Annotated in this window: 23 protein-coding genes; 11 read left to right on the top strand and 12 right to left on the bottom strand. The window is 68.8% G+C overall.

Annotated features, from left to right (window positions below):
- Nucleotides 1-203: 203 nt before the first annotated feature.
- From ACH4FH_RS29710 to ACH4FH_RS29680, 7 genes are all read left to right on the top strand, one after another.
- On the top strand, nucleotides 204-728 hold the full coding sequence (locus ACH4FH_RS29710; protein ID WP_398559026.1) for a hypothetical protein: 525 nt from the start codon (nucleotides 204-206) through the stop codon (nucleotides 726-728).
- Between the two features lie 93 nt (nucleotides 729-821).
- Nucleotides 822-1,658, top strand: coding sequence for a DUF4097 family beta strand repeat-containing protein (locus tag ACH4FH_RS29705; RefSeq protein ID WP_398559025.1), 837 nt, complete (start codon nucleotides 822-824; stop codon nucleotides 1,656-1,658).
- A gap of 207 nt (nucleotides 1,659-1,865) precedes the next feature.
- Nucleotides 1,866-2,804 (top strand): ATP-binding cassette domain-containing protein, encoded by a 939-nt coding sequence (locus ACH4FH_RS29700; RefSeq protein ID WP_398559024.1) that lies wholly within the window; start codon nucleotides 1,866-1,868, stop codon nucleotides 2,802-2,804.
- The gene (locus tag ACH4FH_RS29695) at nucleotides 2,801-3,592 is read left to right on the top strand and encodes an ABC transporter permease (protein WP_398559023.1); all 792 of its coding nucleotides are present in this window, start codon (nucleotides 2,801-2,803) and stop codon (nucleotides 3,590-3,592) included. The genes ACH4FH_RS29700 and ACH4FH_RS29695 overlap by 4 nt, the downstream gene beginning before the upstream one ends.
- A 92-nt stretch (nucleotides 3,593-3,684) precedes the next feature.
- Nucleotides 3,685-4,926, top strand: coding sequence for a cytochrome P450 (locus ACH4FH_RS29690; protein ID WP_398559022.1), 1,242 nt, complete (start codon nucleotides 3,685-3,687; stop codon nucleotides 4,924-4,926).
- 4 nt (nucleotides 4,927-4,930) lie between these two features.
- The gene (locus ACH4FH_RS29685) at nucleotides 4,931-5,173 is read left to right on the top strand and encodes a ferredoxin (protein WP_398559021.1); all 243 of its coding nucleotides are present in this window, start codon (nucleotides 4,931-4,933) and stop codon (nucleotides 5,171-5,173) included.
- Nucleotides 5,174-5,318: 145 nt separating this feature from the next.
- Nucleotides 5,319-5,744, top strand: a complete 426-nt coding sequence (locus ACH4FH_RS29680; protein ID WP_398559020.1) for a pyridoxamine 5'-phosphate oxidase family protein — start codon at nucleotides 5,319-5,321, stop codon at nucleotides 5,742-5,744.
- Nucleotides 5,745-5,784: 40 nt separating this feature from the next.
- On the opposite strand, the gene ACH4FH_RS29675 is transcribed toward ACH4FH_RS29680, so the two are convergent.
- Both ACH4FH_RS29675 and ACH4FH_RS29670 read right to left on the bottom strand, forming a co-directional pair.
- Nucleotides 5,785-6,528: a class I SAM-dependent DNA methyltransferase gene (locus tag ACH4FH_RS29675; protein WP_398559019.1), complete on the bottom strand. Its 744-nt coding sequence runs from the start codon at nucleotides 6,526-6,528 to the stop codon at nucleotides 5,785-5,787.
- Nucleotides 6,529-6,748: 220 nt separating this feature from the next.
- Entirely contained in the window at nucleotides 6,749-7,669 is a 921-nt protein-coding gene (locus tag ACH4FH_RS29670; protein WP_398559018.1) for an aldose 1-epimerase family protein, read from the bottom strand.
- Between the two features lie 390 nt (nucleotides 7,670-8,059).
- On the opposite strand from ACH4FH_RS29670, the gene ACH4FH_RS29665 reads away from it, so the two are divergent.
- The 4 genes from ACH4FH_RS29665 (at nucleotide 8,060) to ACH4FH_RS29650 (ending at nucleotide 13,097) form a co-directional block, all read left to right on the top strand.
- Entirely contained in the window at nucleotides 8,060-9,880 is a 1,821-nt protein-coding gene (locus tag ACH4FH_RS29665; RefSeq protein ID WP_398559017.1) for a glycoside hydrolase family 15 protein, read from the top strand.
- 3 nt (nucleotides 9,881-9,883) lie between these two features.
- The gene (locus ACH4FH_RS29660; protein WP_398559016.1) at nucleotides 9,884-10,828 is read left to right on the top strand and encodes a cyclase family protein; all 945 of its coding nucleotides are present in this window, start codon (nucleotides 9,884-9,886) and stop codon (nucleotides 10,826-10,828) included.
- Nucleotides 10,825-11,340: a gluconokinase gene (locus ACH4FH_RS29655; RefSeq protein WP_398559015.1), complete on the top strand. Its 516-nt coding sequence runs from the start codon at nucleotides 10,825-10,827 to the stop codon at nucleotides 11,338-11,340. Before ACH4FH_RS29660 ends, ACH4FH_RS29655 begins: the two co-directional genes overlap by 4 nt.
- Before the next feature lie 176 nt (nucleotides 11,341-11,516).
- Nucleotides 11,517-13,097 carry a GMC oxidoreductase gene (locus tag ACH4FH_RS29650; RefSeq protein WP_398559014.1) on the top strand — a complete coding sequence of 527 codons (1,581 nt, stop codon included), beginning with the start codon at nucleotides 11,517-11,519 and terminating at the stop codon, nucleotides 13,095-13,097.
- A gap of 34 nt (nucleotides 13,098-13,131) precedes the next feature.
- Here the strand turns inward: ACH4FH_RS29650 and ACH4FH_RS29645 are convergent, their stop codons facing one another.
- The 10 genes from ACH4FH_RS29645 to ACH4FH_RS29600 form a co-directional block, all read right to left on the bottom strand.
- Entirely contained in the window at nucleotides 13,132-14,172 is a 1,041-nt protein-coding gene (locus ACH4FH_RS29645) for a cytochrome d ubiquinol oxidase subunit II (RefSeq protein ID WP_398559013.1), read from the bottom strand.
- A complete protein-coding gene (locus ACH4FH_RS29640) occupies nucleotides 14,172-15,662 on the bottom strand; it encodes a cytochrome ubiquinol oxidase subunit I (RefSeq protein WP_398559012.1) in 1,491 nt (496 codons plus the stop codon). Before ACH4FH_RS29640 ends, ACH4FH_RS29645 begins: the two co-directional genes overlap by 1 nt.
- An 87-nt stretch (nucleotides 15,663-15,749) precedes the next feature.
- On the bottom strand, nucleotides 15,750-17,090 hold the full coding sequence (locus tag ACH4FH_RS29635; protein ID WP_398559011.1) for an NAD(P)/FAD-dependent oxidoreductase: 1,341 nt from the start codon (nucleotides 17,088-17,090) through the stop codon (nucleotides 15,750-15,752).
- 6 nt (nucleotides 17,091-17,096) lie between these two features.
- A complete protein-coding gene (locus ACH4FH_RS29630; protein WP_398559010.1) occupies nucleotides 17,097-17,936 on the bottom strand; it encodes an SDR family oxidoreductase in 840 nt (279 codons plus the stop codon).
- Between the two features lie 281 nt (nucleotides 17,937-18,217).
- Nucleotides 18,218-18,640 (bottom strand): potassium channel family protein, encoded by a 423-nt coding sequence (locus tag ACH4FH_RS29625; RefSeq protein ID WP_398559009.1) that lies wholly within the window; start codon nucleotides 18,638-18,640, stop codon nucleotides 18,218-18,220.
- 251 nt (nucleotides 18,641-18,891) lie between these two features.
- On the bottom strand, nucleotides 18,892-19,422 hold the full coding sequence (locus tag ACH4FH_RS29620; protein WP_398559008.1) for a peptidase inhibitor family I36 protein: 531 nt from the start codon (nucleotides 19,420-19,422) through the stop codon (nucleotides 18,892-18,894).
- A gap of 118 nt (nucleotides 19,423-19,540) precedes the next feature.
- Nucleotides 19,541-21,730: a catalase/peroxidase HPI gene (katG, locus tag ACH4FH_RS29615; RefSeq protein WP_398559007.1), complete on the bottom strand. Its 2,190-nt coding sequence runs from the start codon at nucleotides 21,728-21,730 to the stop codon at nucleotides 19,541-19,543.
- A gap of 576 nt (nucleotides 21,731-22,306) precedes the next feature.
- Nucleotides 22,307-23,239 (bottom strand): ATP-grasp ribosomal peptide maturase, encoded by a 933-nt coding sequence (gene tgmB, locus ACH4FH_RS29610; protein ID WP_398559006.1) that lies wholly within the window; start codon nucleotides 23,237-23,239, stop codon nucleotides 22,307-22,309.
- Nucleotides 23,240-23,245: 6 nt separating this feature from the next.
- Entirely contained in the window at nucleotides 23,246-23,437 is a 192-nt protein-coding gene (gene tgmA, locus ACH4FH_RS29605; RefSeq protein WP_398559005.1) for a putative ATP-grasp-modified RiPP, read from the bottom strand.
- Nucleotides 23,438-23,931: 494 nt separating this feature from the next.
- Nucleotides 23,932-25,404 (bottom strand): APC family permease, encoded by a 1,473-nt coding sequence (locus ACH4FH_RS29600; protein ID WP_398559004.1) that lies wholly within the window; start codon nucleotides 25,402-25,404, stop codon nucleotides 23,932-23,934.
- Nucleotides 25,405-25,801 lie beyond the last annotated feature (397 nt).

Here is a 25,801-nt window from a genome sequence, read left to right as displayed (position 1 = left end):
CGTGGTCCATGGCGCAACACCTGCACCAGATCCCACGACGAATTCGCCGCGGTCGCGCACCATCGATCGAGCCCTAACTTACGGTCATCCATCGAGTTCAGCACCCCTTTACCCCTTCACACCCACCCCTCCGGGAGGGGGTGGACAGGTGACTCCACACCTCACGACTATCCATGGCACCACCGATGTGCCATAGTGGCGTCATGGACCTTACGCCCTACGTCGACAATCTCCGGCATGAGCTCGCGGTCGCCGCGGACGCCGGCGGAGACGAAGCCCGCGCCCTGGCCGAGCGGCTCACCGCACCCCTGGAGTCGGCCGCCCGGCTGACCCTCCTGAGCGCACTGTCCGCTGCCATGGGGGAAGTCACCCGTGACCTGGCGCCGGGCTCCGTCGATGTGCGGCTGCGCGGGCTCGACCCCGAGTTCGTGGTGACACCGGCGCCGGGGCAGGAGGCGTTCGAAGAGGCCGACGAGCGTACGGACGTCTCCGCACTGCCGCCCGTCCTTTCTGCGGACGACGACAAGGGCGGCACCGCGCGCATCAACTTCCGACTGCCCGCCCACCTCAAGACCCGGGTGGAGGAAGCCGCCGGACGAGAGGGCCTCTCGGTCAACGCCTGGCTGGTACGGGCCGTCGCCGCCGCCATGGAGCAGCCCGGCGAGCGAGCCCGCCCGGCCAGTCGCCGCTCCCGGGGCGGGCAGGGCTTCACGGGCTGGGTCCGTTAGCCGACCCCTCTCCCTCACTTACTCAGTCACTCACTTGCCGCGCCCCGCCTGACCTGCGGGAACGCGGACCACAGCCAAGAGGACGGGACAGCCATGCCATATTTCGACACTCCACAGCCGATCTCCGTCACCCTCGAATTCGACTTGGGGACCGCGCGGATCATCGCAAGCAAGCGCACCGACACGGTCGTCGAGGTGTTGCCGAGCAACGGCGCGGACGACGCCGACGTACGGGCCGCGCAGCAGACCGAAGTCACCTGCTCGGGCGGCAAGTTGCTGGTCAAGGGCCCCAAGAAGCGTTCCCTGTTCGGCAAGAGCGGCTCGCTCGACGTGACCGTCGAACTGCCGGCCGGCTCGGATGTCCTCGCCACCTCCCCCATGGCGGACCTCATCTGCCAAGGCGGTCTGGGCGAGTGCAGGCTCAAGACCTCGCTCGGCACCCTTCGCGTCGAAGAGGCGGCCGCCGCCCACCTGAGGACCGACCACGGCCGCATCAGCGTGGACCGAGTGACGGGAGACGCCGAGATCACCGGCGCGGGCCGGATCGACATCGGCGAGATCGCGGGCTCGGCGACGGTGAAGAACAGCAACGGCGAGACCTCGATCGGCGAGATCGCCGGCTGCCTGAAGGCGAACTCTTCCAACGGCCGCATCTCCGTGGACGTCGCGCACGCCTCGGTCGACGCCAAGAGCGCCAACGGTTCCGTACGGATCGGCGAAGTGACATGTGGCCGGATCACGCTCCAGGCTTCCGTCGGCGATCTTGACGTCGGCATCCGCGAGTCCACCGCGGCCTGGCTCGACGTGCACACCCGTGTCGGCCGCGTGCACAACTCCCTAGGCGCGTCCGAGGGCCCCGGCGACGCCGACAACAAGGTCGAGGTCAGGGCCAACACCAGCGTCGGTGACGTCGCCATCCGCCGCGCCTGACCCCACGTGAGCGGTGGGTTTCGACCACGCGAGCCGCCGCTCACGACCAACAACCATCCCACCCAGCATAGAGAGCGGACTGTCATGCCCATGACTTCTCCCAGTCCCAGTCCCAGTCCCACGCCCAGGACCGGTACCAGTCCCACGCCCACACCGACCGACACCTCATCAGCGACTGCGGCCACCGCGGCGATCACTGTCACCGGGTTGTCCAAGTCCTACGGCGACAAGGTGGTGCTCGACGGGATCGATCTGCAGATCCCCGAGGGCACGGTCTTCGCGCTGCTCGGGCCCAACGGTGCGGGCAAGACCACCACCGTCCAGATCCTCTCCACCCTCATCTCCGCGAACGCCGGCCAGGCGCGAATCGCGGGCCACGATCTGACCGGCGACGTCGACGCCGTACGCGCCGCGATCGGCGTCACCGGCCAATTCTCGGCGGTGGACAACCTGCTGACCGCCCACGAAAACCTGATGCTGATGGCGGACCTGCACCATCTGCCCCGGCGCGAGGGCCGACGGCGCGCCACCGAGCTGCTGCGCCGCTTCGAGTTGACGGAGGCGGCCGAGAAGCCCGTCGCCACCTTCTCCGGCGGTATGCGGCGCAAGCTCGACCTCGCGATGACCCTGGTCGGCGACCCACGCATCATCTTCCTCGACGAGCCGACCACCGGCCTGGACCCGCGCAGCCGACGCACCATGTGGGAGATCATCCGCGGCCTGGTCGCCGACGACGGCGTCACCATCTTCCTGACCACGCAGTACCTGGAGGAGGCCGACCAGCTCGCCGACCGCATTGCCGTACTCGACCACGGCAAGCTGGTCGCCGAAGGCACCGCGGAGGAGCTGAAGCGCCTCATCCCCGGCGGACACATCCGTCTCCAGTTCACCGACATGGACGGGCTCGACGCGGCGACCGCCCTCTTCGGTTCCGACACCCGCGACGACGAAGCGCTAGCCCTGAACATCCCCAGCGACGGCAGCATCCCCACCCTGCGTGCCGTCCTGGACGCCCTCGACGCCGCGTCGATCACCGCCGAGTCGCTCACCGTGCGCACCCCCGACCTCGACGACGTCTTCCTCACCCTCACCGGCCGGGCCCAGCCCGCCGCCGGGACCAACTCACAGATGGAGAACGCCCGATGACCACCGTGTCCTACGCCGCCAGGGATTCGATGACGATGGTGCGGCGCAATCTGAAGCACGCGCTGCGCTACCCCTCCATGACCGTCTCGGTCGTCGCGATGCCCCTGGTGATGCTGCTGCTGTTCAACTACGTCTTCGGCGGCGCCCTGGGGAGCGGCATCGGTGCTGCGCCCACCGGCGGCGGCGAGTACATCGACTACGTCGCGCCCGGCATCATCCTGATGGCCGCGACCTCCGGAGCGCTGTCCACCGCCATCAGTGTCTGCTCCGACATGACCGAGGGCATCGTCAACCGGTTCCGTACGATGTCGATCTCCCGCGCCGCGTTCCTGACCGGCCATGTCGTCGGAAGCGTCATCCAGACCCTGCTCAGCATCACGCTGGTCATCGGCGTCGCCCTGCTGATGGGCTTCCGCCCCAGCGCCACCCCCATCGAGTGGCTCGCCGGCACCGGCCTCCTGGCCCTGCTCACCCTGGCGCTCACCTGGCTGGCGGCCGCCATGGGTCTGATCGCCAAGAACGTCGAGACCGCCAGCAACATGCCCATGCCGCTGACGTTCCTGCCCTTCCTCGGCAGCGCCATCGTCCCGCCGGAGTCGATGCCCGCCGGGCTGCGCTGGTTCGCCGAATACCAGCCCTTCACACCGGTCATCGAGACCCTGCGCGGCCTGCTGATGGGCACCGGGATCGGCAACAGCGGGCTCCTCGCGCTCATCTGGTGCGTCGGTCTGACCCTGGTCGGCTACCTGTGGGCGCGCTCCGCCTTCGACCGCGACGCCAAGCGATGAACGCCCCGGCGCACCGGCCGCTTCGCGGCGCCCGGCACCTCGCCCGGCGCCGCACCTCGGAACACCGCAACCGACTCACCTCTGGAGAAACCATGCAGCACGAACCGTCGCCCCACTCGCCCGACAGGACCACCGGGGAAGCGGCACCGCTCTCCGAGCTGCCGATCAATCGCCCCACCGGCTGCCCCTTCGACCCGCCCGCCGAACTGGCGCAGCTGCGTGAGGAGCAACCGCTCCGTCGGATGACCTACCCCGACGGGCACGAGGGCTGGCTTGCCACCGGCTACTCCACGGTCCGCGCGATATTCGCCGACTCCCGCTTCAGTTCACGCTACGAGCTGATGCACTACCCGCTCCCCGGCGGGCCCGAAGGCGGCCTGCCCCCGGCACCGGTCGGCGACATGACCGGCATGGACGCCCCCGAGCACACCCGCTACCGGAAGCTGCTCGCCGGCAAGTTCACGGTCCGCCGGATGCGCGAACTGACCGACCGTGTGGAGCAGATCACCGAGGAGCACCTGGACGCCATGGAGGGCCAGGGGCCGTCGGTGGACCTGGTGGAGGCCTTCGCGCAGCCCATCCCCGCACTGATCATCTGTGAACTGCTGGGCGTGCCCTCGTCCGACCGGGAGATCTTCCAGCGGCAGGCGCTGACGCTGACCGACCTCAGGTCCACCGAGGAGGAGAGGTACGCGGCCTGGACCGGGCTGCAGGAGTACCTGTACGCGCTGGTACTGGCCAAGCGTGCCGATCCCACCGACGACCTGCTCAGCGACCTGACCACAAGTGACCTCACCGATGAGGAGCTCGCCGGTGTCGGCGGCTTCCTGCTCGGCGCCGGCCTCGACACCACCGCCAACATGATCGCGCACGGCACCTTCGCCCTGCTGAGCAATCCGGACCAGCTCGCCGCCCTGCGCGACGATCCGGGCCTCGCCGACCAGGCCGTCGAGGAGCTGATGCGCTACCTGACCATCACCCACACCTCCATCAAGTCGGCACTGGAGGACGTCGAGCTGGACGGCCGGCTGATCAAGGCCGAGGAGACGGTCACCTTGTCGATGGAGGCCGCCAACCGCGACCCTAGGCGCTTCCCCGACCCTGACACGCTCGACCTGCACCGCAAGGCCACCGGGCATCTGGGCTTCGGTCATGGCATCCACCAGTGCCTGGGCCAGCAACTGGCCCGCGTCGAAATGCGCGTCGCCCTCCCGGCACTGCTCACCCGCTTCCCGACGCTGCGCCTGGCCGTCCCGCCCGAGGAGGTGCCCCTGCGCACCTTCTCGACCATCTACGGGGTGCACCAGCTCCCGGTCACCTGGGACAAGGAGTAGTCCCGTGGCTGCCACCATCACCGTCACCATCGACCGTGACCGTTGCGTCGGCGCCGGGATGTGCGCCCTGACCGCCCCCGAAGTGTTCGACCAGGACACCGAGGACGGCCGGGTGGTGCTGCTGATCTCCCAGCCGCCCCACCAGGACCACGCGGCCACCCACGAGGCCACCGTCCTTTGCCCCGCCCGGGCCATCACCGTCACCGTCACCGAGCAGCGGGAACCCGACGGTTCGTCCACGCCGTAGCCGTATCCGGGTCCGTGGCCGGATAACCAGCTGCACCGGGCCGAAGCCGCCCACCATCTCCTCCCCGGTGACGAAAGACCTCCCGACCTCGCCTTGGCCTGTTTCTGCACGTCTGTGAGCTGTCGGTCGGTCTAGGGTCGGGCACATGGCACTGTCGAGGCGAGAACGAGAGCAATTTCTGGCGGAACCTCACATCGGTGCACTGTCGGTGGTCGAGCGGCCGGACCGAGCACCGCTGACAGTGCCCATCTGGTACCAGTACACGCCGGGCGGCGACCTGTGGGTGCGTACGGGACCGGATTCTCGAAAAGGTCGAGCGATTCGCTCCGCAGGGCGGTTCAGCCTCATGGTGCAGCGGGCCGAGCCGACGGTGCGCTACGTATCGGTGGAGGGGCCGGTCACCAGGACAGAACCGGACAGTCGCGAGCGATCCTGGGAGATGGCCGCGCGGTACCTCCCGCACGGCAAGGTCGCCGACTTCGTGGAGTACGACCACACCCATCTCGGTGAGCACGTCGCCATCTACATGCAGCCGGAACACTGGCTGTCCGCCGACTTGGGGCCCTCCTGATCGCATCGGGGGCGGGTCCCGCCGGAAGGCAGCGCGTCTCTTACGCCGTGGGCTCTGCGCGTTCGTAGACGCTGATGTGGCGCCAGCTCTGCGCGGTGTACGGCTCGCCGTTCCACCCGCCCCACCGTTCGCGAAGCCGTAGTCCAGCGATGCGGGCCATGAGGTCGAACTCGGGCGGGTGGGCCAGTCGTAGCCTGATGGGGGAAAGCCTGATACCCGCGCTGGTGATGCGGATGTGGTTCAGGTCGAGCACCTGGGTCAGTGGGTCGTACTGACCGGCATCGAGGTCGACGTGCTCAAGGCCGACCTGCTCGGTGTCGAGGTACTGATGACCGGGGCGTGCGGGCGCGGTGGGGATGCGGCATTCGAGGACGAACACGCCGTCGTCGGTGAGATGGTCGGCGGCGTTCTGGAAGCATCGGACCTGGTCTTCCTGGGTGAGCAGATTGCCGATCGTGTTGAAGACCAGGTAGGCCAGCCCGTAGGTGCGGCCGGTCGTGACGCGGGACATGTCGCCCATGGTCACGTCCACTTGATCGCCACCCGGCTTCTCACGCATCCGATCGACCATGTCCTGCGACAGCTCGATCCCGTCCACCCGTACCCCCGCCCGCAGGAGGGGCAGCGCGACCCGGCCGGTACCCACTGCGAGTTCCAGGGCGTTCTGCTGCCCTGCGAGCTGGGCCAGGAACGCGACGGTCTCGTCCTCATCACCGCGTGGATCGTCGTCGTACCGCTGGGACACCTCAAAGCCGAAGCTCGTCCTGGGATCGAATCCCTCCACGGAACGTTCCTCTCATGATCAGCCGATTCGCATGGCCGAGCCTGACGAATCCTCGCGTGCCGGGCCGGACCCTACCGCCGAAGTTCCCCGCGCCACCACGCATTTAGCGAGCCGCCGCATCGAGCAACAACGGCTCGGCCCGCGACCCACTGCGCGTCAGCCAAGACCACACCCGGTCTCCTAGGGCCCGCGTTACGGCTACTCCGGCGGACGCGCGCCGTCACTCTCCCCACGGAGCGATCCCCCACCGGACGGTGTGCCGCTCGCCGGGCTCGAGGGTGACGAGCCCGGTGCCGCTACGGAAGGCATCCGGCGGGCAGGTCATCGGTTCGATGGCGACCGCGCGACGGCGCTCCCCCGGCGGGAGGGCGTCGCCGGTGTAGAGCTGGACGTAGTCGGCGCCTTCACCCAGCCACACGTCCGTACCGAACGCACCCGACGGGTGGGCCAGACGGACCACGGCCCGCCCGTCCGCGTCCCGGTCGAGGTCGCCGAACGGGGTGTCCAGTTCGAGCGACCCGAGAGCCCGAGGCGTACGCAAGTCGTAGTCGGTCCCGGCGACCGGCTCGGCGGCCACCGGCAGGCCACGCTCGTCGGTGCGCAGCCACGTCCGCGCGGGGACCGTCAGCACCGCCTGATCGACGACCGCGGTGCCCGCAAGGACGTAAGGGTGCTGGCCGAAACCGCAGGGTGCGGCGCTCGCGTCAAGGTTGCGCGCGGCGACGGAGACGCCGAGCCCACCCTCGCCCAGGACGTACTCGACCTGGACGTGGAGGTGGAACGGGTACCCCGGCTGCGGCCACAACGGAACCTCCAGGACCGCGCGGCTGTCGCTCGCCTCCACGACGCGCCACGCGACCCACCGGAGCAACCCGTGGATGGCGTTGCCGCCGGCCGGCTCGGTGAGCGGCAACTGCAGGTCCTGCCCGTCCCAGGGATACCGGCCATCGCGGATCCGGTTGGGCCACGGAACCAGGATCTGGCCGCGCCCGCCGGTGATCTGTTCCTGCTCGCCGAATCCGTCGATCACGGCTCGCTCGCCGACCGAGTACGACCGGAGCGCCGCGCCCAGTTCAACGATGACGGCACTGTGCGCGCCGTGGCGGAGGGTCACTTGCCGTCCGGTGCGGCTCTCCTGCACGCATGGCCTCCTCAGCTCGCCCGGCCGGCGTTCGTGGACACGGGCGTAGTGGTGGCCTGCGGTGTCGGCCCTCTCGTCGGGAGAGTGCGGGCCCGCACCGGCACGGTCAAGCGCAACACGTTCCCGCGCGCGGAATCGGCCGAAGCGTTCGCCCACTTGGGGCCGACGGGCAGCAGCCGGGCGAAACGGTCGCTTCACCTGCCGTACGAGCGATCGCTGCACCGACCGCCACAACGACGCCCATCTGTTACCGACCGACTCCACTCGGTAACGCCCGGAGGGGGGGATCAGCGCCGAAGGCAAACGGTCGTCGACCGGCTCCGACGGGCAAGGACCACCCGGGTGGCCGATAGTGGACGTGGGGGGCATTTCCGAGACTGCGGAGCAGCCATGGACCGCTACCCTCCCATCGCCGAACACGGCCTGGTGGGCGACCTGCAGACCGCCGCACTCGTCTCGTCGCAGGGCGTCGTCGACTGGTTCGCCGCTCCCCGGTTCGACTCGCCCAGCGTCTTCGCCGCCCTGCTCGACCATGACCGCGGCGGGTACATGCGGCTCGCCCCCGAGCACCCCGACGCGATCTGCAAGCAGCTCTACTACCCCGACACGGCCATTTTGGTGACCCGATTCATGTCACCGGACGGGGTGGGCGAGGTGGTCGACTTCATGCCTCCGGACCAAACCCGCACCGCTACCGACCGTCACACCCTGATACGCGTCGTGCGTGCCGTGCGGGGGTCCGTCGACTTCACGCTCGAGTGCCGGCCGCGTTTCGACTACGGCCGCGCCGAGCACCATCTGGAACTCGGCGACAACAGCGGCTTGTTCCGGTCCCCGGGGATGGACGCGCACTTGCAGGCTTCTTTCCCGCTGGCGCGGGACGGCCAGGACGTGCGCGGCAGGGTGACGCTGAGCGCCGGTGAGTCGGGCGGCGCCGTGTTCACCGTCTGCGAGCCCGGTGGCGAGGCACCCGCACCTCTCTCGGTCGACGGGCTCACCGCACAGGTCGAGGAGACCGGCCAGTTCTGGCAGCACTGGTTGCGCAAGTCCCGCTACCGGGGCCGCTGGCCCGAGCTGGTGCACCGCTCGGCCATCACCCTCAAGCTCCTCACCTACGCCCCCACCGGCGCCCTGATCGCGGCGGCCACCATGGGCCTGCCCGAGCAGGTCGGCGGAGAGCGCAACTGGGACTACCGGTTCACCTGGGTACGCGACGGCGCGCTGTCCGTGCGGGCCATGCTGGACCTCGGCTTCGTCGAGGAGGCCACCGCCTTCCTGCACTGGCTGGTGGCCAGGCTGCACGAGCGCGAGGGCAAGGAGGCAGAGCCGCTCCAGACGATGTACCGGATCGACGGCAACCCCGACCTGCCGGAGGAGACACTCGAACACTTCGAGGGCTACCGGGGCTCCTTCCCCGTCCGTATCGGCAACGGCGCCGCCGACCAGCTCCAGCTGGACATCTACGGCGAGGCCATCTACGCGCTGTCCCAGGGCCGCGAGATCATGCCGCAGGCCACCTACCCGGCATGGAAGGCGCTGGCCAGGATGCTGGACTGGTTCGCCGACTCCTGGGACCGGCCGGACGAGGGCATCTGGGAGACCCGCGGCGGCCGCCAGGACTTCACCTACAGCCGGGTGATGTCCTGGGTCGCCTTCGATCACGCAATGGCTCTGGCCGAGCAGTTCCGCAGGCCCGCCGACCTGGAGAAGTGGCGCAACGCCAGGGACACCATCTTCGAGCAGGTCATGGAACGCGGCTGGAGCGAGAGCGAGGGCGCCTTCGTCCAGCACTACGGCGGCGACGTCCTGGACGCTTCCCTCCTGCTCATGCCGAGCGTCGGCTTCATCGCCCCGAAGGACCCGGTCTGGCTCTCCACGCTCGACGCGATGGACCGCAAGCTCGTCTTCGACAGCCTCGTCTACCGCTACGACCCGGCGGCATCACCGGACGGGCTGCGCGGTTCCGAGGGCACCTTCAGTCTGTGCACCTTCCTGTACGTCGACGCGCTGGCCCGGGCGGGGCGGCTTTCCCAGGCCCGCTACACCTTCGAGAAGATGCAGACCTACGCCAACCACGTCGGGCTGTTCGCCGAGGAGGTCGGTCCGAGCGGGGAGCAACTGGGCAACTTCCCGCAGGCGTTCACCCAACTGTCGCTGATCATGGCGGCCACCACCCTCGACAAGGCACTCGACGCGGAGCAGGGGCGCTGACCGGTGGTCACGCGTGCCCGTCCGGCAGGACCGCCACGGCTGACCGAGGACGAGTTCGACGTGCTGTACCGGCGCCTGCGCTCGTGCGCCGCCTGGGCCACGACTGACCGGGGCGCTCTGGACGCTCTCACTCCTGCCCGGGTCGTGGCCGCCGCCCGGGAGGTGCGGACCGGCCGGACGGTCACGCTCGCCGCGCCGGTGGAGACGCTGCCAGGTCCGGACAATCCGGAGCCCGCGAGGCACCGGATGAACGGGCAGCCGGAGGAAGACACCTCGGGTGGACTCCACTTCGCGATGGACCGCTTCGCGATGAACGTGCACGGCGACGCCGACAGCCACATCGACGCCCTCTGCCACGTGATCTACGACGGCACGCTGCACGGCGGCGTGGCCGCGAGCAGCGTCACGGCGGACGGGGCGACGGCGCTCTCCATCGAGACGGCTCGCGACGGGATCGTCGGTCGCGGCGTGCTGTTGGACATCCCGCGGCTGCGCGGCGTGCCGTGGCTCGAACCGGGTGACCACGTCACCACCGACGACCTCCTCGCGGCCGAGACCGCCCAGCACGTCCGCGTGACCGAGGGCGACCTCCTGTTCGTCCGGGTCGGCCACCGCCGGCGCCGCGCCGAACTCGGGCCCTGGCACACGGCACATGAGCGCGCCGGGCTCCACCCGTCCGCGCTGGAGTTCCTGGCGGACCGACGGGTCGCCGTGCTCGGCGGCGACGGGAACAACGACACGGCCCCGAGTTCCACCGAGGGCGTCGCCTTCCCCGTGCATGTGCTGGCGGTCCACGCCATGGGCGTTCACCTGCTGGACTACCTGCAGTTCGAGGACCTGGCACCGGTCTGCGAGGCGGAGGGACGCTGGTCTTTCCTCTGCGTGATCGCCCCGCTGAGGCTGCCGGACGCCACCGGCTCGCCGGTCAACCCCATCGCCGTCCTGTGACCCCGGTGCCCACGGTCGTGGTGGTCATGGGTGTCTCGGGATCGGGCAAGTCCACCGTGGGACTGCTGCTCGCGCAGCGGCTCATGGTGCCCTTCCTGGAGGCGGACGACGTTCACCCGGCCGCGAACCGCGCCAAGATGGCTGCGGGCCGACCGCTCGACGACGACGATCGCCGGCCGTGGCTGCTGTCCATCGCCGCATGGATCCGGGAGGCAGCCGGCGCCGGCAAGGGCGGGGTGGTGGCGTGCTCGGCCCTCAGGTACGCGTACCGGGATCTGTTCCGCAGGGCAGGCCCAGGCGTGTGGTTCCTGCACCTGGCGCTCGACCGAGTGGCCGCCGACCGCCGGGTCGCAGGCCGTGTGGACCATTTCATGCCTGCCCGGCTGGTGGACTCCCAGTACGCCGCCCTTGAGCCGCTGCGCCCGGACGAGCCGGGCATGACGGTCGATGCGTCGGCCGATCCACAGGCGATCGTCGACAGGGCGGTACTCGCCCTGCGGGAGATCGAGTGACCGCACATTCGTTCGAATCGGCCGGGTCGCCGTCAGCCGGCCCACCCGTTACTTTGAAAATTGAAACCGAATGTCCCGATTGCGCGAGGGCCCGTCCGGTACAGCACAGCGCAGCCGTCCCTCCGGGTGGGCGCTTACGGCCAGGACAGTCATCGACTCCTAGAACGGGACCTCGCATGGCCGACGACGAGCGCTACGACGTCATCATCATCGGGACGGGAGCGGGCGGCGGCACGCTCGCGCACCGGCTGGCCCCCACGGGGAAGCGGGTTTTGATCCTGGAGCGCGGCGGCTATCTGCCACGGGAGCGGGACAACTGGGACTCCACCGCCGTCTTCGTCAAGGGCAAGTACCGTGCGCCGGAGTTCTGGTACGACAGGCACGGCAATCGGTTCCCGCCGGAGGTGAACTACTACGTCGGGGGCAACACCAAGTTCTACGGCGCCGCGCTCTTCCGGCTCCGGCCCGAGGACTTCGGCGAGCTGCGCCACCACGACGGCATCTCTCCGGCGTGGCCGATCCGCTACGAGGACCTGGAGCCGTACTACACCGAGGCCGAGCACCTCTACCTGGTGCACGGCCGGCACGGCGAGGACCCCACCGGCGGGCCGGCCGGCGCGCAGTACGCCTACCCACCGGTCGAGCACGAGGCGCGCATCCAGCAGCTCAGCGACGATCTTGCGAAGGCCGGCCTGCACCCCTTCCACCTGCCCATCGGCGTGAACCTCACCCAGGACGAGAACGGCCGGGCCACCCACGACAGCGTCTGCATCCGCTGCGACCGGGTCGACGGCTTCCCCTGCCTGATGGGCGCCAAGTCCGACGCGCAGGTGATCTGCGTCGACCCGGCGCTCCGGTACGACAACGTCACGATGGTGACCGACTCCGATGTGCGGCGCCTGGAGACGGACCCGACCGGACGCACCGTCACCAGGGTCGTCGCCGAGCTCAAGAACGGAGCGACCGAGGAATTCAGCGCCGACATCGTGGTGGTCGCTGCCGGCGCGGTCAACTCCGCTGTTCTGCTGCTGCGTTCGGCCAACGACAAGCACCCCGGCGGCCTGGCCAACAGCTCGGACGTGGTGGGACGCCACTACATGCGTCACAACAACCTGGCGCTGATGGCGGTGTCGAAAGAACCGAACCCCACCAGATTCCAGAAGACCCTGGCGCTGAACGACTGGTACCTGGGCGCGGACGACTGGGAGTACCCGCTGGGCGGCATCCAGATGCTGGGCAAGTCGGATGCCGACCAGATTCACGGCGAGGCGCCACGCTGGGCAGGCACGGTCCTGCCCGACATGCCCTTCGAGGTACTGGCGCACCATGCCGTCGACTTCTGGCTGTGCGGAGAGGACCTTCCGCTGCCCGAGAGCCGGGTCACCCTCGACAAGGACGACGACATCCACCTGGCCCTCGACGAGAAGAACAACATCGCCGGATTGAATCGCCTCCAGCACAAGCTGCGGGGGATGCTCGGGAGCCTGGGCATGCACGAGCACCACCTGCTGGATCACAGCATCTACCTGCACAAGGGCATGCCGATCGGCGCCACGGCGCACCAGGCCGGCACCGTGCGGTTCGGCGACGACCCGGAGAGTTCGGCGCTCGACGTCAACTGCAAGGCCCACGACCTCGACAACCTCTACGTCGTGGACACCAGCTTCTTCCCCAGCATCGGCGCGGTGAACCCGTCACTGACGGCCATCGCCAACGCTCTGAGGGTCGGCGACCACATCGCCGCCCGGCTGAGCTGACGGCTCCGCCGCCACGCGAACCGGCTGAGCGTCACTACAGGTTGTCCCCCGGGGTTCTGGCGGCCCGGGTGTCGGCGTCGGTGAGCTCCTCCAGCTCACCCATCGTGTCGAGCCGGTAGAGCAGGACCAGTGCCGGGCCGACCAGGACGATCGCGATGGCCGTGACGATCACCAGCCAGCGCAGGGAGTGCGGAGAACCGGCCGCCTCGGCCACCGTCAGCGAGGTGGGCAGCGCGTAGGGCCGCTGCGCGAAGCCCCAGGCGCCGATGGCAAGTGCGACGCTCGCCACCGAGGTGTAGCGGGACCAGCCGTAGGCCCGGCGCCACAGAAGCAGCACTGTGGCCAGGCCGCAGACCGCGGCCAGGATGATCAGCAGCAGGCCCGGTCCCCCGGTGAGGCCCTCCCAGACATACCGGGCGCTGCTGTGGGTGACAGGCAGGCCGATGAGGGCGAGGACGACGACCGCCGCGAAGGCGATCAGCGCCCGCAGGCGGAAGTAGTCGACGAGGTCGTCCGCGCCGAACCGCAGGGCGTCGGAGCAGAGGAAGACGGCCCCGAGGAACGCGGTGGCGGCGATGGCCAGGAGACCCGCGAGAACAGAGGTTCCATTGGCCCAGGCGTCCGCGGAGGCGGTCGTGCCCACCTTGACCCGCCCGGAGGCGACGCCGCCGAGCACCACCCCGAGGAAGAACGGCGTGACCAGCGACGAGACGGCGAACACCGCGCCGTAGATGCGTCGTTGGGCCAGTCGACGGGACGGCTTGCGCAGGGCGAAACCGGCGCCGCGGAGCACCAGGCCGACGGCGGCGAGCACGAGCGGCAGCCACATCGCCGAGAAGATCGCCTGGAACACCCTCGGGAAGCCGGTCCACATGAGGACCAGAACGAAGATCAACCAGACGTTGTTGACCTCCCAGACCGGTGCCATGGCGTGGTCGATCAACCAGCGGGGCCGCTTGCCACGCTCCGCGCCGCCGGCGAGGAGGTCCCAGAAGCCGGCGCCGTAGTCAGCGCCACCGGCACAGGCATAGGCGGCGATGGCGAGCACCAACACCCATGCGATGAACTCGGCCACTACGACGCACCGCCAGGGGTGTGGTCGGACCCGCCACCGGGCGGCGCGGCCCCGGTGGCGGCAGCCTCGGGCTCGCTTCTGGGGCCATAGGGGGTGTCGGTCTCCGGCGGCAGTTCGGCGCGCGCGGCGGCCGAGCCCTCGTCGGCGATGCGCCAGCGGGTGCGCATCTTCAGCACGACCGCGAGGAACCCGGCGAACACGGCCACGTACACGACCATGACGATGCCGAGCATCGCCCACAGAGACGAGGCACGGGTGTCGGTCACCGCCTCCGAGACCCTCATGTGGTGGTAGACGATCCAGGGCTGACGGCCGACCTCCGTGGTGATCCACCCACATTCAACGGTGACCAGGCACGCGACTCCCGCGATCGCGGCGCAGCGGTAGAACCAGCGGCTGCCGGGATTGTCCCGATGCCGCCACCAGGACCAGGCGTACCAGAGCGCCAGCAGGATCAGCGCGCTGCCGACGGTGACCATGATGTCGAAGGCCCAATGGGCGATGGTGGCCTGGACGACGGTGGGGCGGTCGGCGGCCGGCACCGAGGTCAGCCCGGTCACCTGCGTGCTGGGCTTGAAGCCGGCGAGGATCGAGTCCAGTTGAGGGATCTTGATTCCGCCGGAGATCGTCCCGTCGCTGCGCAACCGACCGAAGAGGTACTCGGGCACATGGGTGTCGGTCTTCCAGACGAGTTCCGTGGCGGCGAACTTGACCGGCTGCTTGTGGAAGACGGCGCGAGCGGCGGAGTCGCCGAGCATGAACTGGACCGGTGTGAGGATCGCGGCAACCGTGAACGGCACGGTGAAGCCGAGCCGGTGGTAGCGGTCGCGGCGCCCGCGCAACCAACCGACCGCGTACACGCCGGCGACCACGTAGCCGGCGGTCAGGAGCATCGCGACCACGAAGTGCCAGTACTCCGGGCCGAACATCGGTGTGAAGATCGCCTGCTGCACATTGACGTCGACGGGATTGCCCTGGGCGTCCAGGCGGAACCCCTGTGGGGTGTTCATCCAGGAGTTGGCCGCGATGATGCCGAACGCCCCCATCAGGGCGGTCGGCGGCAGCGGTACGGCCAGCCAGAAGTGCGTCCAGGGCTTGAGCCGGCGCCAGCCGTAGAGGTAGATCGCGATCAGGACGGCCTCCAGGAAGAAGGCCCACGCCTCGATACCGAACCCGAGACCGAAGACGTCCCCCCAGCGGCCCATCATGCCCGGCCACAGCAGGCCGAGTTCGAAGGACAGCACGGTGCCGGTGACGATGCCGATGGCGAACTGGACGGCCATCACCGCCGACCAGCGCCGGGCGAGTGTGAGGGCGACGGGATCATTGCGGCGGAGCGCCCGGTGGTGCATGAGCAAGGTGATGAACGGCAGTGCCACGCCGAACGGGACCAGCAGGATGTGCGAGCCCAGGGTGAAGGCCATCAGCTCCCGGGCCGGCAGGAGTTGGGCCGGGGTGCTGTTCGCCAGAAGGACGGCGGTGCTGAGCATGTGCGCCTCGATGGTCTGCCCTGCGGGCGGGGCTGAGGAAGGACAGGATGCGGATGGACGCCCCTTAAGGGTCGGCCGGACCCGGGATCAGGGAGGCGGTGGAGGCGCCTTCGGCCCGGGCGCCCTGGCCGAAAGCGCGTCGGAGTCGGGCATGGTGAAGGCGCGTTCGCGGCGCGAGCTGGTGGCGAAGGCGACGGACCAGCTGAGCACCGCTCCCAGCCTGTTGCGGAAGCCGGTGAGGAAGGCCAGGTGGATGAAGAGCCAGGCGAGCCAGGCGGTGAAGCCCGACAGGTGCAGCGGGCCGGCCTTGACGACGGCCCGGCCGCGGGCGATGTAGGCGGCGCTGCCGAGATCCACGTACCTGAACGGCTTCGGCTCTTTCGTCCTGCCTTCGACCGCGTGGCGTACGCTGCGGCCCGCGTAGGTGCCCGACTGCATGGCGACCTCGGCCAGGCCCGGCAGCCGGTTCAGGCTCATCACGTCGCCCGTGATGCGGATCTCCGGATGGCCGGGGACGGTGAGGTCGGGTGCGACGAGGATGCGGCCGGCCCGGTCCTGCTCGGCGCCGGTTGCCCGGGCCAGCGCGGCGGCGATCGGCGGGGCCTCCACGCCCGCGGTCCACAGGACGGTGCGCGCGTCGAACCGGGTCGTCCTGCCGTCATGGTCCTTCACCGTCAGGCCCTGCGCATCGACGTCGGTGACCACCGTGCCCAGGTGGATCTCCACACCGAGGCCCTGCAGGCTTCGGGCCGCACGATGCGCCAGCGAGGGGCCGAACGTGCCCAACACCGCGTTGGACCCCTCGAAGAGCAGCACCCTGGCCTTGGGGGAATCAATCTGCCGGAACTCCCGGTCGAGCGTGTGACCGGCGATCTCCCGGATCTGTCCCGCGAGTTCGACGCCGGTCGGCCCGGCGCCGACGAGCGCGAAGGTGAGCCACTGCTGCCTTTCCCGGTCGTCCCCGGCCGTTTCGGCCATCTCGAACGCCCGGTAGATCCGCCGGCGGATCTCCAGCGCGTCGTCCAGGGTCTTCATTCCAGGGGCGTGCGCCGCGAACTCGTTGTGCCCGAAGTAGGACTGGCGCATGCCGACCGCGACGATCAGGTCGTCGTAGGGCAGCTGTACAGCCCCGCCCTCGGGTCGCCGGGCGTGCACCAGCCGGGCGCCGGCATCCACATCGGTGGCTTCGGCGAGCACACAGCTCACGTTGTGATGGCGCCGCAGGACCGCGCGGAGTGGTTGCGCGATCTGCCCCTCGGACAGGATTCCGGAGGCGCACTGATAGAGAAGCGGTTGGAAGAGGTGGTGGGCGCAGTGGTCGACCACGGTCACCGCGACCGGTGACCTTCGTAGGGCACGGGCGGCGAACAGCCCGGCGAACCCCCCGCCGAGGATCACCACCCGGCGGGGCGTGACGTGATCCTGCATCGGAGATCAGCCTCCGGTGGCGAAGCCGGGGAAAAGCGTCATTCCGCCGTCGACGTAGAGGGTGCTGCCGACGACGTAGTCGAGCAGGTCGGACGCCATGGCGACGACGGCGTTGGCGATGTCGTCCGGGTCGCCGACGCGGCGGTACGGGATCAGGCGCAAGAGCTCGGCCTCGGCCTCGGGGGTGGACCACGCGTCGCGGTTGATCGGCGTGCGGATGGCGCCGGGTGCGACCGCGTTGACCCTGATCCGCTTGGGGGCCAGCTCCTGGGCGAGAGTCTGCATCAGCATGCCCACACCGCCCTTGGAGGAGGCGTAGTTCACGTGCCCCGCCCAGGGGATGACCTGGTGGACCGAGCTCATGCAGATGATCTTTCCCGCCGAACGGGAGACCTCCTCCACCACGCCGCGCCGGATGAACTCCTTGGCGGCCTCCCGCGCACACAGGAACTGGCCGGTCAGGTTGACGTCGATGACCTTCTGCCACTGGGCGAGCGTCATCTCCGTCACGGCTGCGTCCCGCTGGAGGCCCGCGTTGGCCACCATGATGTCGATGGTGCCGAACTCCTCGACCACCCGCGCGACCATGGCGGACACCTGGTCCTCGTCGGACACGTCGGCCTCGTGGGCGTAGGCGCGGACCCCGAAGCCCTCGATCTCCTTCACGACATTCTCTGCCTCGTCCGCACCGGCGACGTAGTTCACCACCACGTCCGCTCCGGCCCGGCCCAGGGCAATGGCGGTCGCGAGGCCGATGCCCGAGTTGGCACCGGTCACCAGCGCCTTCTGCCCCCTGAGAAGCTGCGCGGACACCACCCCGCGCTTCTCGTCGACTTTCCCTGCCACGACGATCTCTCCTTCGGCGTTTCGGACGGCACGCCCGCAGAGACCGGGCGCCGCCCATGAGGAAGACCATGAGTCGGCCGGCCCGCCAGGACAGACACAGGAGCCGTCGCATACTCGGCCCCCAGACCAAAGCACCCTGCGCTGCGGGCGAGACGGACCGGCACGCCACGCAGCCGCATTTCAGCCGGGCACGTCACACGGTCGGGCTACGAGCTGCCCGGACGCTCCCCGGGGCCCGCCGTAAACCCGTGCCGGCGGACGGCTCGCCTCCGCCGGGCTCGTCAGACCTCGTTCCTGAGTCGGCGCAGTCCGGCCTGGACCGCGCCGACCATCACCCGGGCAGCAACGGCGACCAGCAGGATGTTGCCGGTCATCTGTCCCATCGTGACCACGCGTGCCGGCGCGGTTTGGGGGGTGATGTCGCCGAAACCGACTGTGCTGAACACGGTGAGGGTGAAGTACAGCGCGTCGGTTCTGGTGAGGGGCTCGCTGAAACTGCCCGGTTCGCCGCGCTCCAGCAGGTAGTAGGCGGTCGAGAACAGGCAAAGGAACAGCGGGACCGTGGTGGAGAGTGCCTCCACGGCGCGCAGCCGAGGGGCGGAGGACCGCGTGATCAAAAGGATCTGCCCGGCGAAAAGCAGCACCAGGGCCACCAGACCGACCACGAGGCCGGCCGCAGTACCGCCGGTGAACTCGCCGTCCATGGGGAGCAGGTAGTACGCCAGGATGCAGCCGGCCGCGGTGCCGGCAGACCGGATCCCCGCAAGGAGCGCCCGGCGGGGCCCAACTGTCCGGGGTTGCCGCACTGTAGGGCTCACGCCGTTCCCGTGTGGCGCGTCAGGAACTTCCACTGCTTCTCCTTGGATTCACACCGTCGCGGTGCAGGCAACCGACGGCGCCCCGCACCGAGAGCCGGTACGGGGCGCTGCTCTGCAGGTCTGTCAGATGGGCTGGGTCACTTGATCAGATCGGAGTCGTCGCCCAGATGCCGTTCCATCCGTACCGGTTTCCTCAGGACTTCGCCGAACGAGGGCCGCTGCGACGGGCCGGTGTTCTTGGTCGTGGTGATGGAGCCGAGACGGTTGTTCATGTGGACGGTGGCACCGTGCGGCTCGGGGGCCGGGCCGCCGTCGTGGAGGGTCCCGTTGTGCTCGATCTTCCTTCCGCCCTCTCCGCTGCTGACGTTGTTCAGGCTGGGGAGCCGGTCCCCTCGCTCCATCAAAATGCAGTCGGTGGACTGGGGCTCGCTCCAGTTGTCGTAGAGACACACGTCGTGCTCGGCGAGGTTGTTCGCGGCGGACCGACCCCTGTTGGCGACGGTCAGGCCGTTGAAGTTCCAGCCCTCCCACTGCTTGCCCGCGTCGGGAGCGAAGATCCAGATGCGGGCGCTGCCCGACGCGTTGTAGTTCTCGTTCTCGTACAGGCAGAACTGGCCTGCCTGGCAGGCCTCCAGGCCCTGGCCCTGCTTCACGGAAGTGATCTTCATGACCGAATAACGTGCGGGCCCCGCTCAGGGCACGCTGCACGGACCGCTCGTCGCACGCCTTGACCTGATCCCGAGGACGTCCCGGCCGGCCGACGAGTGGCCGACCGGGACACCGGGCTCAGGCGAGGTCGAACCGATCGAGGTTCATGACCTTGTCCCACGCGGCCACGAAGTCACGCGCGAACTTCTCTCCCGCGTCCTGGCACGCGTAGACCTCCGAGACCGCTCGGAGCTGGGAGTGCGATCCGAAGATGAGGTCGACGGCGGTGGCGGTCCACTTGACCTCGTCCGTGGCGCGATCCCGACCTTCGAACACGTTCTCAGTCGCGGTGGACACCTTCCACTCCGTGCCCGAGTCGAGCAGGTTGACGAAGAAGTCGTTGGTCAATGTCTCGGGGCGGTCGGTGAAGACGCCGTGCGGGGATCGCCTGAAGTTGGCGTTCAGGGCCCGCATGCCGCCCATCAGAACCGTCATCTCGGGGGCGGTCAGCGTCAACAGGTTGGCCCGGTCCAGCAGGAGAGTCTCCGCCGCCAACTTCTCCCCGGCTCGGAGGTAGTTGCGGAACCCATCCGCGCTCGGTTCGAGCACGGCGAACGACTCCACGTCGGTCTGCTCCTGCGAGGCGTCCGTGCGCCCCGGTGCGAACGGGACGGTGATGTCGTGCCCGGCGTCCTTCGCCGCCTTCTCGACGGCCACGCACCCGCCCAGGACGACCAGGTCAGCGAGCGAAATCTTCGCCCCGCCGGCCTGTGAGCCGTTGAAGTCCTGCCGGATCTGCTCAAGGGTCTGGACCACCTCGGTCACCTCGGGCAGGTCATTGAGCTCCCAGTCCTTCTGCGGCGCGAGTCGAATCCGCGCCCCGTTGGCCCCGCCGCGCTTGTCGGTGCCGCGGAAGCTCGCCGCCGCCGCCCAAGCGGTGGTGACCAGCTGGGAAATGGACAGCCCCGAGGCGAGGATCCTTCCCTTGAGGGCAGCGATGTCCTTGTCCGCGACCAGCGCGTGATCGACCTCGGGGACAGGGTCCTGCCACAGCTGCGGCTCGGCAATCCACGGGCCGAGGTAACGCGAGAGGGGCCCCATGTCGCGGTGCAGCAACTTGTACCAAGCCTTGGCGAACGCATCCGCGAGCTTGTCCGGGTTCTCGTGGAAGCTCTTCACGATCGGGCCGTAGATCGGATCCACCCTCAGCGCGAGGTCCGTCGTCAGCATCATGGGAGCGTGCCTCTTCGACGGATCGTGCGCATCAGGCACAGTGCCCTGGGCCGCGGGATCCTTGGGAGTCCACTGCTGCGCACCGGCGGGGCTCGTCGTCAGCTCCCAGTCGTACCTGAACAGGTTGTCCAGGTACCCGTTGTCCCACGTCGTCGGCGCGGAGGTCCATGCGCCCTCGAGCCCACTGGTGAGCGCATCGGCGCCCTTGCCGCTGCCGCAGGTGTTCCGCCAGCCGATGCCCTGCTGCTCGATGGGGCTGGCCTCGGGTTCCGGACCGATGTACTCGGGATCGACTGCCCCATGGCACTTGCCGAATGTGTGGCCGCCGATGATGAGCGCAGCCGTCTCCTCGTCATTCATGGCCATACGCCCGAAGGTCTCGCGAATATCCCTGGCGGCGGCCATCGGATCCGGGTTGCCGTTGGGCCCCTCGGGATTGACGTAGATCAGTCCCATCTGCACGGCACCGAAAGGACCGGTGAGTTCCCTGTCGCCGCTGTAGCGCTCATCTCCGAGCCAGGTGTCCTCGGGCCCCCAGAAGATCTCCTCGGGTTCCCAGACATCCTCCCGCCCGAAGCCGAACCCGAACGTCTTGAACCCCATCGATTCCATGGCGCAGTTGCCGGCGAAGACCAGAAGATCGGCCCAGGAGATTTTCCGGCCGTACTTCTGCTTGACCGGCCAGAGCAAACGCCGTGCCTTGTCGAGGCTCGCGTTGTCCGGCCAAGAGTTGAGGGGGGCAAAGCGCTGAGCGCCGGCGCCGCCACCGCCCCGGCCATCGGCGATGCGGTACGTTCCCGCGGAATGCCAACTCATCCGGATGAAGAGCGGCCCGTAGTGGCCGTAGTCGGCAGGCCACCAGTCCTGCGACGCCGTCATCACCTCGAAGACGTCTCGCTTCAGCGCGTCGAGGTCGAGAGTCGCGAACTCTTCCGCGTAGTTGAAGTCCTCGCCCATCGGGTTGGACCGAGGCGAGTGCTGGTGGAGAACCTGAAGGTCCAGCTGATTCGGCCACCAGTCCCGGTTCGTCCTGGGTCGAGTCGCCGTAGGGGTCGGGGAAGGGATTACCGGGTTCTCGCTTTCACTGCCGGACACGTCCGTCCTTCTTCCTGTCTCGGTGTTTCCTTTTGCTGACTGCTTGCTCTTGAGTTGGTTGCTTTTGCTGGTGTCGAGCACAGCGATCCGCGGTAGCGCGCCACGGCGCCCGTCGGCTGGAAACGTCTGACCAGACGTCGATGATCGAGCCTGTCTCGGCGTCCGTATGGTCGCGCACCACGGACCGCAGCGCTACGAGAACACGCAGAGCACTCCCTCGTAACAAGCACTCAAAGCCCAAAGTTGTTTGAGAGGTTGCTCATTGGTTGACGACACTTCGGCATCCGAGGCACGCACGAAAAGGCGCATTCTTCCGATCATCTGATCAGTGACGCGGGAAGCATGACCGGGAAACGGGAAACGGCGACAGAAAATCAGGCGACAGAAAATCAATTGGCGAGGAGTGCCGCCCGTACAGTGAGCCGTCCTCCCGAAGGCTCTTCCCGCCGGACTCGCTTCACCAAGCGATCGGCTGCAGGGGCGTGGGGCGGCACGCGCGAGCACGGGTCGGGGACGTTCACCCCCGGCATATCGCCGAGTGGTCGCCGCCACCCGGCGAGGTCCTCGGCGGTGGCCTCAGCGGGCGGAGGGCTCGGCTGCGAGCCAAGCGGCCACGGCCTGAGCGATGGGCTGGTCGGTGTCGAGCTCGATGAAGCCGAACTGGCCGCCCTGGTTGCACTCCAGGAACCACCACGTCCGGTCGGCGTCCTCAGCGAAGTCGAAGGCCCCGTAGGAGAGTTGGGCGTGATGCATATAGGAGTCCACCGCGTCTCGGACGCGGTCCGGCACCTCGACCGGCTCCCACAGGCCGCCCTCACCGAAGCGGCTGTCCACCTCTTCGGGGTCGGCCTTCCTACGGGCGGCGAAGAGCTGCCCTCCGACGCAGGTGAGCCGGACATCGGCCCGCTTGGGGATATGCAGCTGGAGCAGGGTCGGACCTGCCGCCACCCCGGAGAAGTCCGCGTCCGGACTGATGCGCGTGGTCGGCAGCAGCATCGGCGGATCGGTGGGGTGCCCGCCGGACACCGATTTCACCACGACATCCCGATGCGTCCTGGCGAACTGCCGGGCGACCGTGGGGAATGAGGTGATCACGGTGGGGGGCACGGGGAATCCGCTGTGGTGGGCGGCGCGCAATTGCCAGGGCTTGCGACGTGCTCGCGCGGACGCGACGGGATGGTTCATCCAGCGTGCACTGGTGCAGTCGAGCGCACCGTCCAGGGCATGCTCGGACTCGGCCGTGAGCCATGCGGACGGCTCCGGGGCGCGTGCCCCGGGCGTGCCGGGGCGGCGGACCCATACGGACCGCAGACTGCTCAGACTCACCACGCGTTCGCCCGCCTTGAGGTAGCCCTCGAAGTCGCCCTTGACGTACTCCGCCGACAGGGCGACCTCCCCGGGAAGGTCGGCTGGGTCGAGACGGACGAGCGGGGTGCCGAGTTCGTGCAGCCTCGCCACCACCATGTCCGCCGTCATGTCCTCCTCGCAGGTGAGAATCAGGACGGTCATCGCGGATCAGTCGTCGAAGTGGGTCTTGGAGCCGGCAGTGGACGCGGTGGTGCCGGTGGCCAGCAGCACCGCCCTGCTGTGCGCCGCCGGGCGGCCGTCTGGGAGAACGTTCAACTGCCGTGTGGCGTCATAGGTGTACGGCACGGCGGACGACGACTGAGCCAACGGACGGGCAAAGCTCAGAGCGAACGGTCGCATACCTCTCCTTCAGGGCTCGGGGCGCCGCAACATCCGGTGGTCTGGGCCGGGGACACGTAGCGCCTTCTGACTCATCTCTACGAGAAACACGGCAAAAGCGATCGAATCATGGCCATTTTTGATCGCTTCTGCCGATGTTCTTGACGAAACCGGTCGGGGCGTATTCGCGAGAGGAGAGACGACTGAATCCCGGCCGGGGTTCCATCCGGCCGTGCAGCGACACCGTCTCCGGCCAGGGGCAACGACCCCGGCGCTTGACGCCATCCCGTCCGAACCCCGTTGCCTGACGGCACGTCATGGGCGCCTGGCCGCCGGACTTCCCGCAGCTCCAGGGCCTGTCCCGCTCGGATGACGTCGGCCTGGCCGGCCTTCAGCGGTTGCCGGGCCGGGCGGTGGAGCGTGTTGCCCCGAGCCGTCGCCTCATGGTCAACATCACAGCGACAGAGGGGAGTTCTGGAGCACTGCCACGCGGTCACGGGCAGGCCTGCCGCTGGTCAGTTCCGGCGCTCGGGAATCGCGACGCCGGACGGCGCGTCGCTGCGCCCGTAGTGGTGGGTGGTGAACATGTAGAGGAGCCCGACCCCGACCACCAGTCCGCCGCACAGCAGCACGATGTAGTTGTCGTACCAAGGATCTTCCGGAGTGCGGGCCCAGGCAATGTTGATGATGGCGAAGATGCCGTAGGCCAGCGCACCGACGTTGACCAGCAGCCCCCACCTGCCCATGACGAACTCTCCGGCGGGCTTCCAGCCCTTGAGGCGTGCGCGGAGAGCGGCCAGGACGACCATCTGGAACGAGCCGTAGATGCCGAGGATGGCGAATGACACGATCTTGGTCAGCGCGTCGGCGGAGACGAGGGAGCCGAACGCGATCAGTGCGGGGATGACCGCTGCCGTCAGCAGGGCGAAGCCGGGGACGGCGCGGGCATGGGAGAACCTGCGGAGCAGCTGGTGGCCGACGATCATTTTGTCGCGGGCGTAGGAGTAGATCAGCCGGCCGGCGGCTGCCTGGAGGCTGATGGTGCAGGACAGGAACGAGATGAGCACCACGGCCATCACGAGTCGTGCCCCCGTCTCGCCCATCGCGTCGAAGAGCAAGTTCACGACAGGATCGGTGTCCTCCCCGGCGATCACCGCTCGGTAGTCGGTCACGGACAGGAGCAGTGACAGGCAGGTGAAGGTGGCCGCCGCTCCCCCGACGTAGATGGTGCGGCGCATGGCCTTGGGGATGACCCGCCCTGGATGCGCGACCTCTTCGGCGGTGTCGCCGCAGGCCTCGAAGCCGTAGTACTGGTAGAAGCCGATGATGGCGGCGGCGAGAAACACCGGGGCGTACGAACCGTCGCCCTGTGTCCCGTAGGTGTCGAAGATGACGCCCAGGCCGTGGGCGCGGTGGGTGGCCAGCAGATAGATGCCCACGATGAGCGCGCCGATCAGCTCCGCGCTGAAACCGATCATGGCCGCCCACGACAGGGCCTTGGTCCCCGCGTAGTTGATCAGAACCGCCACGATGATGAGCGCGACCGTGCACAGCACTGTGGTGTGCACGGTTGGTTCGAAGCCGATCAGGATGGCGATGTACGGCCCGGCACCGTAAGCGACGCTGGTGATGGTGACCAGCAGCGCCCACATGTAGACCCAGCCGGTCATCCACGCCCAGCGTGTGCCCCACAGCCGACGGGCCCACGGGTAGACCCCGCCCGCGATGGGATATTGCGCCACGATCTCACCGAAGACGAGCGCGACCAGGAACTGGCCGGCCCCTGCCAGGACGAACGCCCAGATCATCGGCGGCCCGCCGGTCGCCAGTGCCGTGGCGAAGAGGGTGTAGGTGCTGACCACCGGGGAGAGGTAGGTGAAACCGAGGGCGAAATTGGCCCACGGGCCCATGTCCTTGCGGAACTCCGACTCCTCTTCCGGCCCTGTGCCTGCGGCGCCCTCTGGTGCGGGGGCGGGGTTTCCTGTCACCGGGAGTGCCTCCCCTGCCCGTTGGCCGTGTCATGCGGCCGGGGCGCGTACACGGCCCACTGAGCAGCCGAAGCGGCTGACAGATCCCGCGACGAGGCGAACGCAGCGGCCGAGCTCTCACCGTCCGTTGGATAGCCGGATCGCCTCAAGCTGCCCATTGCCCTCACCGCCCAATGACCGGAGAAATCTGCAGCCTTCGACCCGCGGGCCCAGCCCTGAAGCGCGGCAGGCTCATCGCCTCCATACGGCTCGGTCACCGATCCCCTCCTCATCACCGCTCCACTCACAGGCCAGCACCGCAACGACCGCCATTTTCGCGCTCCGTGGCTCTCCTCCCCTTGGTACGCACCGGATCCTTGCCATCCCTGGCGCGGACATGACCCGAGCGGGCTAAGAA

Origin of the sequence: Streptomyces sp. NPDC017993 (assembly GCF_044328065.1) — a bacterium.
Classification (GTDB): Bacteria; Actinomycetota; Actinomycetes; order Streptomycetales; family Streptomycetaceae; genus Streptomyces.
The sequence above is the reverse complement of the archived record's forward strand: the minus strand, read 5'-3'. Positions and strand labels throughout refer to the sequence as shown.